Genomic DNA, 12,393 nt, shown 5'->3' with positions numbered 1-12,393 from the left:
CTCGAGAGGTGCTCCTACAGAGGCATTGTTAGTTAGCGAGGCTATTCAGCCAGTCATCCAGCTGGGCGCTTTGCTGGAGCCATTCGATCCAGGCCTGTTGCGAGGCTTCGCGCAGGGCGATGCCGGACAGGCGGGTGTCGAGGCTTTGGTTGAGTGCCAGCAGATAGCTCTGGGTGGTGAGCTCGCCCTGTTGCCAGACCCGTTTCAGCAAGGCGTCATTGTCATCCAGTGAGGTGGCGGCCAGTTGCTGCCAGCCTTGCCAGCGCTGTTGTTGCTGCTGTGCATTGTCGAGAGCACCTTGCAGGCGCGCACGAATGTCGTTGCGGGTTTTCTCCAGCAGGGCGCGCTGGGCATCGCTGTCTGCCATGGCCTGCTGGTAGGCGGGTTTGTCGGTATTGAAGAATTTCAGCGGCAGGCTGAGATCCACCCCCCACATGTTTTCGTCACCCTCCTTGCCCACGTACACCCCGAGCGAGGGATCACTGTTGCGCTGCTTGTCAGCCAGGGTGACGCCCTGCTCGGCCAGGGCCAGTTGCTGCTCGGCCAGTTGCAGGTCGAAGTTGTTCGCCAGCGCATCGTCGACGCGGGCCTGCAACAACGCATCCATAGCGAGGAGCTGGCTGGGCAACGGATACGCTGGGGACGACAACGCCATGCTTTCCCGCAGGCGGGTTTGTGCACGGGTGGATGCGGCTTCGGCTTCGGCCAGGGCTTGCTGGGCCTGCCCCACGGACAGCAGGGACAGGCGGGCATCGACCTGCCCCACGTCACCGGCCTTCTGACGCCGACGCATCAGGTCCGCCAGCTCCATGAGCTGTTGCTCCTGCTGGCGTGCGGCTTGCAAACGTGCCTGGGCTGCGTGGTAGGCGATCAACGCACTGAGGGATTGCGCGAGCAGATCGGCACGGGCCTTTTGTGCGCGAAGATCCGCCAGGGCAGTACGCAACGAGGCCACATCGCGACTGGCCCGTGCCTTGCCGGACCAGTCCAGGGTCTGGCTGAGTCCAACGGTTTGGGTCACATCGACGCTGTCTTCATAACCGATGTTCAGATTGGGGTTATAGAGCGGTTGCTCCGCCTTGCGGCTTTCTGCCAGCCATTGTTCCTGGCGGGCGGTGATGGCACGGCTGGCAGGCAACTGGCGCACCTGTTGGCGCACCCACTGCGCCCATTCGGTGGTATCCGCCCCTGCTGACGGAGCGGCAACGGCGGCCTGTGGCCCGCCGCACAGCACGGCCAGCAACACGCTGACACGCACGAGATGATGGCTTCCCATGGGAAGTCTCCTGATATTTCAGACACGATGAATCGCAACGGGGCCATGCTGAAAACAGGGCTCAACGCTGCAAGGAAACGCGAGAAAGATCAGGCGATGGGAGGGCGGTACAAGGATTCCGGCGGAGTGTCCGGGAGATGGGGCAGGAAAGCCAGACGGATGGACGACGGGGCCGGTTGTCGTGCCGGCGCGCAATCCACGCCGGTCATGAAACCGTGGCACTGGCAGCAATGTTCACTGCCTTGATCGAGCACGTCCTGGTGAGCGGGCTCTGCCTGCTCGGCCTGTGCATAGCCGCCCGCTGCATCATGTTCATGATGCACCGCATCGAGCACCAGCACATGAGTGCAGATGACCAGCAGCAATGTCCAGACCAGTGATTTCATGAAACCGCCAACAGTGTCGAGGGGCTATCCTGCGAATTATTGAGACCGCAGTCAAACCGTAACGTTCCCTGCGGTCATTCACTTCCCCTCCGGCCACAGGCAAAGTAGCGTCCGTTCAAGCCAACCGACGAGAATGACTGCCATGAGCCGCCTGGATGTTGCCCGCGATGAAGTCCTTGCCCACCCCCTGCACCGCGCCTGCGAGCTGGAACTGCTGCACGCCGGGGAAGGCACCAGTGAGCTGCGCTTTCAGGTGAATGATTTCACCGCCAATCCGTTGGGCGCCCTGCACGGCGGTATTCTTTATGCGCTGATGGACGTGGCCTGTTTCTTTGCGGCGGTGCCGAGCCTGCAAGATAACCAGGCGCCGGTAACGGTGGAAACCCACAACAGCGTACTGCGCGCCGCGCAGAAAGGGGAAAGCGTGATTTTGCGTGGCAAGGCGGACCGCATCGGTCGCACTCTGGCTGCCATGCGTGCGGAAGCCTACGCCGTGAATAAGGACGGCGAAGAGCGCCTGATTGCCACCGGCTCGGTGACCAAATCGATCCTGACGCTAAAGGACTAGCTATCAGCTACAAGCTACAAGCTACAAGCTACAAGCGTTAAAGAGTAAAACCGCCCATTGAAAGGGCACAAGGGGTTTGCCCTTTCTTTTCCTCAAAGCTCATAGCTCGAAGCTCGCAGCTATTCTTACTGTCCCAGGTAACGGTTCTGGATCATGCGCCATTGTTCGGTGGGCAACATTTCCAGCATGGCGCGGTTGACGGTTTCCTGCAGGGGACTGCCATTGGCCATGGCGAAAGCATAACTTTCTTCGCGGATCAGGTTGGGCAGAACCAGCAGATTCTTGTCACCGCGGTCCCGGATCATGTAACGCATTACCGGCGCATCTGACACCAGCGCATCCACCTCCCCCAGGGCCACAGCACGCATGGCCTGCTGAAGGTTATTGTAAGGCCGAAATTGAATCCCCTGCGCTGCCAGCCACTGCGCACCACTGGTATTTTCCACACTGCCCACGTTCACTCTGGGAAGATCCGCCGCACCCTTGATGCGGGTCTGCAGCTGGTTGACGGTAACGCTGGAGGCAATGGCCGCCGTGAAACCGGAAATGGTGATGATGCTGACAAACATCCACACCAGACCCAACGCCCGGCCCGCCCTGCTGACCGGCGCCTTGTCCCCATAACCCACCGTGGTCATGGTGACCGCAGACCACCAGAAGCCGCTGCCGATCCCTTCACTCATTGAGCCGCCAAACTGTTCGGGGTTACGACGCCGCTCGAACAACCAGATCAACACACCGACGATGAGCAACACCAGCACCAGCGCCAGCACGGCAGAGAAGAACTTCCAGGAAAACAGACTTTGCAGGGTCACCAGCCAGCCACCCGGCTCGCTGCGGGTGGTGATCCCCAAGCCACCACGATACATGGGCTGGGAGAAATCCAGACGCCGTTCCCGGTCGGCGGTGACACTGATGGCGCCAATGGCCATATCGACCTGGCCCTGCTCCACCGCCACCAACATGTCGCTCACCGACGGGTAAACCCGGTAGCGGTATTCCAGGCCACCCTGCTCGGCCATGTTCTCCCACAGTTCTACACTGAGACCATCCCAGCGATCTCCGCTCAGAAAACTGAATGGGGGCGACGACTTTACGCCTACCGTCAGGGGAGCCGCATTCACCAATGACGCCGCCAGCAACATGAAGCCGGTAGCCAAGACACGCATTCTGAGCGACATTATCCCTCCTTGTTCAATTGTGGATGCTGCTTTGCGTACGATCGTTCCAGTCATACTGTGCATAGCACTTTTATGGACACAGGGTAGCCGGGGCCACGGCATTCTGCCAGACGAGATCCCCATGGCCGCCGGTACGGCCCTGCGGGAGCCTGGCGCCCTGACAGAAGTCGAGGCTGTCTTCTCCGGTCAATGGCAACCGCAGACGCTGTCGCTGATACAAGATTCATCCCGCGCCCTGATCCTTGCCAATAGCACCCCGGACTGGCACCTGTTTGCTCTCGGTGACAGCACCGCCCTGCGTGACCAGAACCTGATCCACCGCCTGATGCCCGACCTTCGCAAGGACTATCCCAACACCCGACTCAGCGAGCCCGGCAGCACAGTGAGCCTTGCCTGGCGTTTTGATGTGACGGGCACTTTCGAACTGCGTTGTGTGCGGGCGGATCATCAGGACCAGGAAGCGCCGCTGATAATTTCGGTGGTGCCGGAAGCGCGATGATTTTTTTTTGCAATAGGCAGAGTGGAGCATAAAAAAGGTTCATCGCGGATTAGCGGGAAAAGCCCGATTTAATTCTCCCAGCCCCTTTCCGTAGGAGCGTCGCTTGCGGCGCGATTCGAGGCCAGGGTCAAAAGCGTTTTCACCACAGAGAGCACAAAGAAAACCTGTTTCCCCGCAGTGGTTTCTGTGCACGCTGTGGTAAATCGGCCTTTAAAGACGTTGGCAATCGCGCCGCGAGCGACGCTCCTACGGGAAGGCCTTTGCTGCAAGCCATTCCTTCAAATCCGCGATGAACCATAAAAAAGCCCCGGCAAATTGCCGGGGCAAGAGGAGGCCGGATTGTTCCGGCAGACTCAGCGTTCGTTACTGGGGTTCAGCATGCTCTTCCTTGACGCGGAACCAGGCGGCATACAGTGCCGGCAGGAACAATAGCGTCAGCGCGGTGGCAACGATCAGACCACCCATGATCGCGACGGCCATGGGACCGAAGAACACACTGCGTGACAGCGGAATCATCGCCAGCACCGCGGTGAGCGCCGTGAGCACAATGGGACGGAAGCGGCGCACGGTGGATTCGATGATGGCATCCCAGGCAGTGAGCCCCTGCGCCATATCCTGGCCAATCTGATCCACCAGGATCACCGCGTTACGCATGATCATCCCGGCCAGGGCGATGGTGCCGAGCATGGCCACAAAGCCGAACGGTTTCTGGAACAACAACAGGAACAGGGTCACCCCGATCAAACCCAGCGGCGCGGTGACAAACACCATCAACGACAGTGGCATACTGCGCAGTTGCAGCATCAGCAAGGTGATTACCACCAGGACAAACAGCGGCATGCCGGCGTTGACCGATTTCTGGCCACGGGCCGATTCTTCCACCGTGCCGCCCACTTCCAGCAGGTAACCCGGCGGCAAGTCGGCCTGAACGTCGGCCAGCGTCGGCATGATCTGGTTGACCAGTGTGGCAGGCAATGCTTCATCCGCGATATCAGCCCGAATCGTTACCGTGGGCAAGCGATCCCGGTGCCAGATGATGCCTTCCTCGAAACCATATTCCAGTGTGGCGATCTGGTTCAGGGGCACCCGGCCATTTTCGGTCTGCACCGCCAGGTTACCCAGCAAGCCAAGCGCATGGCGCTCGCGGCGATCACCGCGCACTTCCACGTTGATCAGTTCGTTATCTTCCCGGTACTGACTCACCGCCACACCCGAGATACTGGCCTGCAAGGCCACCGACAGCTCGGCGGTGGAAATCCCCAGGGTACGCGCCCGATCCTGATCAATGTTCAGACGAATCACCTTGCTGGGTTCTTCCCAATCCAGATGTACATTCATGGCATGGGGATTGGCGCGCACTTTGTCTGCTACCCGGCGCGCCAGCGCCCGCACTTCAGGAATGTGTTCGCCGGACACCCGGAACTGCAAGGGGTAACCCACTGGCGGCCCATTCTCCAGACGCGACACCCGGGTGCGCACGGTGGGGAATTCCTTGTTTGTGAGTTCGATCAGCCAGCTACGGATCTCTTCACGCTCTTCCACGTTGCGCGCCAGAATGACGAACTGCGCCTGGGAAGCCGCCGGCAATTTCTGATCCAGGGAAAGATAAAAACGGGGGGTGCCGCTACCCATGTAACCCACATAGTTTTCGATCAGTGGATTCTCGCCCAGATGCTCCTCCAGGCGCATGGCCACTTCCTGGGTGGCGGTCAACGACGCACCTTCTTCCAGCTTCATGTCCACAATCAGTTCCAGACGACCCGACGCCGGGAAAAATTGCTGCGGAACAAACCGGAACAGGAACACCGAGAAGATAAAGATACCCACGGTCAGCGCGATGACCGTCTTGCGATACCGCACGCACCATTCCACCCAGCGCCGCACTTTTTGATAAAAGGGCTTTTGGTAAGGATCGTGCACTTCACCTTCATCATTACGACGGGCCAGCGACGGCAGCAGCTTGTCACCCAGATACGGCACAAACACCACCGCCGCCACCCAGGATGCCAGCAGGGAAATGGTCACTACCTGAAAAATGGAGCGCGTGTATTCACCGGTGCTGGATTCTGCGGTGGCGATGGGCAGGAAACCGGCCGCGGTGATCAACGTCCCGGTAAGCATGGGGAAGGCAGTGCTGGTCCAGGCGAAACCCGCCGCCTTGAGACGACTGAAACCCTGCTCCATCTTGATGGCCATCATCTCTACCGCAATGATCGCATCATCCACCATCAAGCCCAGCGCCAGCACCAGCGCGCCAAGAGAAATCTTGTGCAGGCCGATGTCGAAATACTTCATGGCCGCAAAGGTCATGGCCAGTACCAGGGGAATCGACAGGGCGACCACCATGCCGGTTCGCCACCCCAGGAAGAAGAAGCTCACCAGCAACACAATGACCAGCGCTTCCATGAGCACCTGAACAAATTCACCCACGCCGGCCTCTACGGCTGCCGGCTGATCGGATACCTTGCGCAGCTCCATGCCCACGGGCAGGCTTTTCTGTAATTCGGTAAAGGTTTGATCCAGATTTTCACCCAGCTGGAGAATATCCCCGCCGTCTTTCATGGACACGGCGATGCCGATGGCATCTTCCCCCATGAACCGCATGCGCGGCTGCTGTGGGTCGCTGAAACCCCGGAACACATTGGCAATGTCATCCAGTCGCAGGGTGCGGTTATCTACTTGAATCGGGAAGTTGCGAATGTCATCCACGCTGGTGAACTCACCCGACACGCGCAAACGCACCCGATCCGTTGGCGTTTCAAAGAAGCCCGCATCGGCCACCGCGTTCTGCGATTCCAGTGCCTGCTGCACCGTCACCAGAGGAATGCCCAGTGAGGCCAGTTTGGTATTGGAAATCTCGATCCAGATTTTTTCGTCCTGCAGCCCGATCAGTTCCACCTTGCCCACATCCTGAACACGCTGGAGGGCAAGCTGCAGACGATCGGCATAATCCTTCATGATGGCGTAGTCGAAGCCTTCGCCACTCAGTGCATAAATATTGCCGAAGGTGGTGCCAAACTCATCATTGAAGAACGGACCCAGGGCATCGCGGGGCAAGGTGTGGCGAATGTCGCCCACCTTCTTGCGCACCTGATACCAGAGATCGCCGATTTCCGCCGAGCGCATTTCATCCCGGGCCATGAACATGACCAGCGACTGACCCGGCCGCGAGTAGGACTGGATGCGTTCAAAGTCACCCGTCTCCATCAATTTCTTTTCGATGCGTTCGGTGATTTGTCGGGACACATCCTCGGCACTGGCACCCGGCCAAAGGGTGTTGATGGTCATCACCTTGAAGGTGAACGGCGGATCTTCACTTTGCCCCAGATTGGCATAGGAGATCGCCCCCATGGCACCCAGCAGGATCATGGCGTAGAGCACCAGGGCCCGGTTCTTCAGCGCCCATTCGGACAGGTTGAAAGACATGGCGGCGCTCCTTATTCCGGCTGCTCGGCGGGAGCGTCAGCGGAGTGATCCGCCTCGGTGGCCACATCCATGGAAGCCTGCGTCAGTTCTACCTGACGGTTACTGCGATCCACCGGAATCACCGGCTGGCCTTCGCGCAGTAGATGGGTTCCTGCCGCCACCACCCAGTCACTGGCGTGCAGACCGGACAACACCGGCACCACCTGCTCCTGGTAAGGGCCGACCTCCACCCGCGTTTTCTTTAACGTAGACGTGGCCGGGTCCACCACCCAGACAAACGTTTCTTCCTGTTCCGCAGTGAGTGCAGAGAGGGGAATGCTGAGCGTCTCGCTGGCCGCAGTCTGGGCAAATACGCGGGCAGATTGCCCCAGCTCAGCACCGGCGGTGTCATTATCAAACGTCACACGGGCTTCAAAGGTCCGCGAACGGGGATCGGCTGCGGGCGAGAGTTCGCGCAGTTTGCCGGTAAATAACTGGCCCGGACGGGACCACAATTCGATGGCGACCGGCATTCCGATAGTGAAACGGCCCACATCCTGTTCCGGCAGATCAATGCGCACCTCGCGGTCACCATCTACGGCCAGCACAAAGACCGGCTGCCCGGGGGACACCACCTGACCCGCTTCCGCCAGACGCTGCGCCACAACACCATCCTGGGGAGCCTTGAGCGAAGCGTAGTCGGCCTGGTTGCGGGCCACATTCAGATTGGCGCGGGCCTGACGCAGTTGCGCGGCACTGGCATCAAAACGGCTTTCCACCGCATCAAACTGTGAGCGACTGATAACCTGACGCTCCTGCAGCTCGCGGTAACGGTCCAGTTCGCTCTTGGCCAACTTGTGGTCTGCCTGGGCTGACGCAAACTGGGCGCGGGCAGCATCCAGCTGGAGACGAACGTCATCGGTATCCAGACGTGCCAGCGTGGCCCCCGCGCTGACGCGATCGCCCACGTCCACCAGACGCTCGCTGATCTTGCCGCCAATGCGGAAGCCCAGTTCTGGCTCATAGCGGGCACGCACCTCACCCGGGAAAACATCCTGGCTGGCACCTGATGATAGTGGCTGTGTGACCAGCGCCGGTCTGGGCGCTTCCTGATGCGCCTGATCCGAATCAGAACATCCCTGCAGACCAAGCAAACCGGCCATCAGGGCCGGAATAACCGCGTAACGCAACATGGCACTCCCCTCGTCTCCGGCTGCTTGCCGGTATCCTATACTGACCGGTATAGTAAGTTTACTAAACTGAACCGTCCAGTATTGAAATCATGAGCACACCTGTCGCTACGGCCAATCGCGGCCGTCCCAAAGATCCAGCCAAACGCGCCGCCATCCTGGATGCGGCCAAGCAACTGTTCCTGTCCGGCGGATTCAGCGGCACCAGCATGGATGCGGTGGCCAAACAGGCCGGCGTCTCCAAACTTACGGTTTATAGCCACTTCAGCGACAAGGAAACGTTATTTTCGTCCGCGGTGGCGGCAAAGTGTCATAACACCCTGCCGGAACCCCTGTTTGATCTGGACCCCTCCCAGCCGATTCGTGCCACCCTCTCCCGCATCGGTCTGGCGTTTATTGATCTGATCACCAGCCAGGAAGTGATCGCGCTGGAACGGCTGATGTGCACCATGGCCACCCAGGATCCCGAGATGTCCCGGCTGTTCTTCGAAGCCGGCCCCCAGCGCACACTGACCGCCATGGAACAGTTGATCCGCGCGGCCAACCAGCAAGGGCTACTGGCCGTTCCCGCCCCCCAGAGCGCAGCGGAAAACTTTTTCGCGCTGCTGCAGGGCTGCGAACACATGCGCACCATGATCGGCTACCGCGAGCCCATGACAGCCACCGAAGCCCAGCCTCACGTGGAGCAGGCGGTAGACATGTTCCTGCGGGCCTACGGACATTCCTGACAATACCTTGATGCTGGGCGATACCCTATTTGGGTGACGCGCAGGCCCGTCGCTTCGGCTACCCTGATTTCGTTTGGTCTCCATTGGTAAACCGGGCACAACAGGAGCGGGAAATGAGAAAGGTAATCGGATTGGGAATCTTGCTGTGCACACAGCTGGCGGCGGCAGACTATTCGTCCTCGGTGGATAGCGACACCTGCTGGGACGGCCTCACCAACACCGGCGGCCCTTGCATGGTGGTCGCAGACGCCAAATGGAGCAGCCACACTGACGGCAAATTTATCGTCAGCTACCGCAATGTGTGCAGCCATCGTATCTACGCCCGCTTCTGCAACGAACGCAAATCCGGCTCGGCGGACTGCGGCGCGTCCGGCATTGCACCGGGTGGCACCAAGGGCTGGAGCACCTACAAGGCCAGCGGGCAATACAGTTATGAATGGACCGGCGTGACCAAGGCCTCCAAGGATTGGGTCTGCTCCGGCAAGGTGAACGGCTGGGGCGACTGACGCACGGCATGCACCAGCAATTCCTCGTTTAACGCGACCCCCGGGGTGGTTTTTGGTCATCGCGGACTAGCAGGAAGTGTTGAATGCAGGCGGGTTTCGATTTTTTGCCTTGAGACCTGCGACATCAGGTCTCCGGTCGGCCCATATTCCGGGGCATGCATACAAACAAAAAAGGGCGCCCGAAGGCGCCCTTTTTTACGAGAACTCGCGAACGCTTTTACTCGTCGCCTTTCACATCCAGCAGCTCGATTTCGAAAATCAACACCTGGTTCGGACCAATGTCGCTGCCCGGGCCTGCGCCCTGCTCGCCATAGCCCAGTTCGGAAGGCACAACCACTTTCCATTTGTCGCCTTCTTTCATCATCGGCAGCACTTCCTGCCAGCCCTTGATGATCTGCTTGAGACCAAAGGTCGCCGGGTTGCCACGCTCTACAGAGCTGTCGAACACAGTGCCGTCAGGCAGGGTTCCGTGGTAGTGCACTTCAACGGTGTCGTCCAGCGTCGGAGACTGAGCGCCCTCTTCACCGGAAGCCAGCACTTCGTACTGCAGACCACTCTCGGTCACAGTAACGCCATCACGCTGGGCGTTTTCTTCCAGGAAAGCTGCGCCGTCAGCCTTGTTCTTGGCGCCCGCTTCTTCCATGTCTTTCTGCTGCTGTTCCATGGCCTCTTTCATCTTTTCCTGCTGCGCTTCCATCACGCGCTGCTGAAAAGCCTGCAGAGCGGCTTCCATTTCTTCATCTGTCAGCTGGCCTTCCGCATTTTCCACCAGGCCGTCCTTGAGGCCGGCCATGAAGGCTTCCTTGTCCAGGACGCCCAGCTGCTGCATTTGCTCAGCACTGACAAAACCCAGTGCGTAAGAGCCTTTCTGGTCGTCAGTCTTCAGCTCGGCTTTATCCTGACCACAGGCTGCCAGCAGCACGGTACCTGCCAGCACGATTCCCAACTTCTTCATTCTGCCTCCAAATGGACTCATCTTATTGTGTGTTCGTTACCCCAATCCCACACCGGCATAGCCAGCGTTGTGGACTAGCGGGCCTTGATTGTCGTCTCTTCTGCGTCAATCCCCGGGGGCGGAATCTGGCCATACTGCCAGTTTCCCTGCGGGTCACGCCAGCGATATAGCGTGGTTTCTTTCGATTTACCGGCCAGACCATCCAGACCTTCTTCCATCAACTTGTCAGGATTTTGCCAGTTCTGTTCTACATGCTGCCAATCCAGCAAGGGCTTGCCATTTTCCATGGGCACCGTGAACAGCGCCGCACCCACCACGAGGATCAGCACGACCAGAATCAGAAAGTAACGCATGGTGTTTTCTCCCCCTGTTAAGACAGGAAAACCCGTGAAGGTTCCCTGTAATGGCAAATCGCCCACAATTTACACCACTTTCATATCAAATGGGGTAGTGTGAGTTGTATGAGCGGGATCACTCTTTTTCATGACCGGGATAACATCCCCCTTATCATGAGGGGTAGAATGATACGAAATATGCGGCAACGAACGGCATGAATAGCGCACAGAACAAACCGACAAATCGCGCCAACACTTACCAGCAGGCCCCTTCCATGGCCAAACGTACCGTTATTCTGGTTGCCAACAGCAAGGGTGGCTGCGGCAAATCCACTATTTCCACCAACCTTGCCTGTTATTACGAAGCCCTGGGGCGCCCTGTCACCCTGATGGATCTGGACCCTCAGCAGTCCTCCCTGCAGTGGCTCAAGCTGCGCAACTCCGATTATATTCACGGCATTGGCTGGCCCGCCGGGGAGCCCATTTCTCTTGGCCGGCTGCAGCAGCGTCTGGATCAGGCCGGCGAAATCGTGATCATTGACTCTCCTGCCGGACTGGATGCACACCAGCTTGACCACTTGATGCGGCTTTCCCAGATCGTGCTGGTACCCGTATTGCCCAGCCCCATTGATATTCGTGCCACTACCCGCTTCCTGCAAAACGTGATGCTCACCCCCAGCTATCGACGACGTCCGCGCCGCCTGGCCGTCATCGCCAACCGGGTGCGCACGCGCACCAAGATGTACGAGGCCCTGCGCCAGTTCCTCTCCAGTCTCAAGATTCCCTATCTGGTGACCCTGCGCGATACCCAGTCCTATGTGCAGGCCATGAGCCGCGGCGAAGGCATCATGGACGCCGCCGTCTCCCGCCACTTGGACGACAAGCAGCACTGGCGATTAATCGGTGAATGGCTGGAGGTACAGCGCCACCTGATTCAGGCGATGCCGGGGTTTCGATAGGAGACCCAGCACACTTCACGCAACAGGCAACACGCGAGCCATGCTGCTGAGGCCGTGGGGACCTGAGCGGTCTCAGCCTGCGGGCCGCACTGTGTGCGTTCCTTCTGTGGGAGCTTGCCTGCAAGCGAATCAGCCTCTCCAGGCACCTCTTCGCTTGCAAGCTACGCTCACCCCGCGGGCACGTATTGCAACTGTTACCTTCGTTTTACTCCGGTTCCTGTAGGTGGCTCAAAACCGTTTCTGGAATCTTTACCTCGCTTAGGCTCGGATCGCTTGCAGGCAAGCTCCTACAGCGGCTTCGTAGAATAGCCGACACTCTCGGGAACTTGTTGGGTTTTGTCTATCCAAGCGTAGCTTGTAGCTTGTAGCTTGTAGCTTGTAGCTTGTAGCTTGTAGCTTGTAGCT

General features: G+C 59.1%; 12 protein-coding genes. 5 read left to right on the top strand and 7 right to left on the bottom strand.

The features are described from left to right. Nucleotides 1–28: 28 nt before the first annotated feature. Together GQF00_RS15885 and GQF00_RS15880 are read right to left on the bottom strand one after the other, a co-directional pair. Nucleotides 29–1,276, bottom strand: a complete 1,248-nt coding sequence (locus tag GQF00_RS15885; protein WP_161320241.1) for a TolC family protein — start codon at nucleotides 1,274–1,276, stop codon at nucleotides 29–31. 89 nt (nucleotides 1,277–1,365) lie between these two features. Beyond that, nucleotides 1,366–1,662 carry a hypothetical protein gene (locus GQF00_RS15880; RefSeq protein ID WP_161320239.1) on the bottom strand — a complete coding sequence of 99 codons (297 nt, stop codon included), beginning with the start codon at nucleotides 1,660–1,662 and terminating at the stop codon, nucleotides 1,366–1,368. Between the two features lie 142 nt (nucleotides 1,663–1,804). Here GQF00_RS15880 and GQF00_RS15875 point away from each other — a divergent pair, with 142 nt between their 5' ends. Then, nucleotides 1,805–2,230: a PaaI family thioesterase gene (locus tag GQF00_RS15875; RefSeq protein WP_161320237.1), complete on the top strand. Its 426-nt coding sequence runs from the start codon at nucleotides 1,805–1,807 to the stop codon at nucleotides 2,228–2,230. A 125-nt stretch (nucleotides 2,231–2,355) separates the two neighbouring features. On the opposite strand, the gene GQF00_RS15870 is transcribed toward GQF00_RS15875, so the two are convergent. Next, on the bottom strand, nucleotides 2,356–3,411 hold the full coding sequence (locus tag GQF00_RS15870) for a transporter substrate-binding domain-containing protein (RefSeq protein WP_237440582.1): 1,056 nt from the start codon (nucleotides 3,409–3,411) through the stop codon (nucleotides 2,356–2,358). Between the two features lie 121 nt (nucleotides 3,412–3,532). Here GQF00_RS15870 and GQF00_RS15865 point away from each other — a divergent pair, with 121 nt between their 5' ends. Next, nucleotides 3,533–3,910: a hypothetical protein gene (locus GQF00_RS15865; protein WP_161320235.1), complete on the top strand. Its 378-nt coding sequence runs from the start codon at nucleotides 3,533–3,535 to the stop codon at nucleotides 3,908–3,910. A gap of 363 nt (nucleotides 3,911–4,273) precedes the next feature. Here the strand turns inward: GQF00_RS15865 and GQF00_RS15860 are convergent, their stop codons facing one another. Further along, on the bottom strand, nucleotides 4,274–7,336 hold the full coding sequence (locus GQF00_RS15860; protein ID WP_161320233.1) for an efflux RND transporter permease subunit: 3,063 nt from the start codon (nucleotides 7,334–7,336) through the stop codon (nucleotides 4,274–4,276). A gap of 11 nt (nucleotides 7,337–7,347) precedes the next feature. Beyond that, on the bottom strand, nucleotides 7,348–8,508 hold the full coding sequence (locus GQF00_RS15855) for an efflux RND transporter periplasmic adaptor subunit (protein WP_161320231.1): 1,161 nt from the start codon (nucleotides 8,506–8,508) through the stop codon (nucleotides 7,348–7,350). A gap of 89 nt (nucleotides 8,509–8,597) precedes the next feature. On the opposite strand from GQF00_RS15855, the gene GQF00_RS15850 reads away from it, so the two are divergent. After that, nucleotides 8,598–9,233, top strand: coding sequence for a TetR/AcrR family transcriptional regulator (locus tag GQF00_RS15850; RefSeq protein ID WP_161320229.1), 636 nt, complete (start codon nucleotides 8,598–8,600; stop codon nucleotides 9,231–9,233). Between the two features lie 113 nt (nucleotides 9,234–9,346). Further along, entirely contained in the window at nucleotides 9,347–9,739 is a 393-nt protein-coding gene (locus GQF00_RS15845) for a hypothetical protein (protein WP_161320227.1), read from the top strand. 217 nt (nucleotides 9,740–9,956) lie between these two features. On the opposite strand, the gene GQF00_RS15840 is transcribed toward GQF00_RS15845, so the two are convergent. Together GQF00_RS15840 and GQF00_RS15835 are read right to left on the bottom strand one after the other, a co-directional pair. Beyond that, nucleotides 9,957–10,694, bottom strand: coding sequence for an FKBP-type peptidyl-prolyl cis-trans isomerase (locus GQF00_RS15840; protein ID WP_161320225.1), 738 nt, complete (start codon nucleotides 10,692–10,694; stop codon nucleotides 9,957–9,959). A gap of 74 nt (nucleotides 10,695–10,768) precedes the next feature. Continuing rightward, nucleotides 10,769–11,047, bottom strand: a complete 279-nt coding sequence (locus tag GQF00_RS15835; protein ID WP_161320223.1) for a DUF4124 domain-containing protein — start codon at nucleotides 11,045–11,047, stop codon at nucleotides 10,769–10,771. A gap of 197 nt (nucleotides 11,048–11,244) precedes the next feature. Between GQF00_RS15835 and GQF00_RS15830 the strand changes: the two genes are divergently transcribed. After that, entirely contained in the window at nucleotides 11,245–11,988 is a 744-nt protein-coding gene (locus GQF00_RS15830; RefSeq protein WP_161320221.1) for a ParA family protein, read from the top strand. Nucleotides 11,989–12,393 lie beyond the last annotated feature (405 nt).

The sequence above is a fragment of the Alcanivorax sp. DP30 genome (assembly GCF_009882945.1).
Lineage (GTDB): Bacteria > Pseudomonadota > Gammaproteobacteria > Pseudomonadales > Alcanivoracaceae > Alcanivorax.
Note: the sequence above shows the minus strand (reverse complement) of the source record. Positions and strands in the feature narration are given on the sequence as shown.

What these genes read in the sequence shown, in the direction of transcription:
- GQF00_RS15885 (WP_161320241.1), bottom strand. Translation starts at nt 1,276, where the DNA reads ATGGGAAGCCATCATCTCGTGCGTGTCAGCGTGTTGCTGGCCGTGCTG.
- GQF00_RS15880 (WP_161320239.1), bottom strand. Translation starts at nt 1,662, where the DNA reads ATGAAATCACTGGTCTGGACATTGCTGCTGGTCATCTGCACTCATGTG.
- GQF00_RS15875 (WP_161320237.1), top strand. Translation starts at nt 1,805, where the DNA reads ATGAGCCGCCTGGATGTTGCCCGCGATGAAGTCCTTGCCCACCCCCTG.
- GQF00_RS15870 (WP_237440582.1), bottom strand. Translation starts at nt 3,411, where the DNA reads ATGTCGCTCAGAATGCGTGTCTTGGCTACCGGCTTCATGTTGCTGGCG.
- GQF00_RS15865 (WP_161320235.1), top strand. Translation starts at nt 3,533, where the DNA reads ATGGCCGCCGGTACGGCCCTGCGGGAGCCTGGCGCCCTGACAGAAGTC.
- GQF00_RS15860 (WP_161320233.1), bottom strand. Translation starts at nt 7,336, where the DNA reads ATGTCTTTCAACCTGTCCGAATGGGCGCTGAAGAACCGGGCCCTGGTG.
- GQF00_RS15855 (WP_161320231.1), bottom strand. Translation starts at nt 8,508, where the DNA reads ATGTTGCGTTACGCGGTTATTCCGGCCCTGATGGCCGGTTTGCTTGGT.
- GQF00_RS15850 (WP_161320229.1), top strand. Translation starts at nt 8,598, where the DNA reads ATGAGCACACCTGTCGCTACGGCCAATCGCGGCCGTCCCAAAGATCCA.
- GQF00_RS15845 (WP_161320227.1), top strand. Translation starts at nt 9,347, where the DNA reads ATGAGAAAGGTAATCGGATTGGGAATCTTGCTGTGCACACAGCTGGCG.
- GQF00_RS15840 (WP_161320225.1), bottom strand. Translation starts at nt 10,694, where the DNA reads ATGAAGAAGTTGGGAATCGTGCTGGCAGGTACCGTGCTGCTGGCAGCC.
- GQF00_RS15835 (WP_161320223.1), bottom strand. Translation starts at nt 11,047, where the DNA reads ATGCGTTACTTTCTGATTCTGGTCGTGCTGATCCTCGTGGTGGGTGCG.
- GQF00_RS15830 (WP_161320221.1), top strand. Translation starts at nt 11,245, where the DNA reads ATGAATAGCGCACAGAACAAACCGACAAATCGCGCCAACACTTACCAG.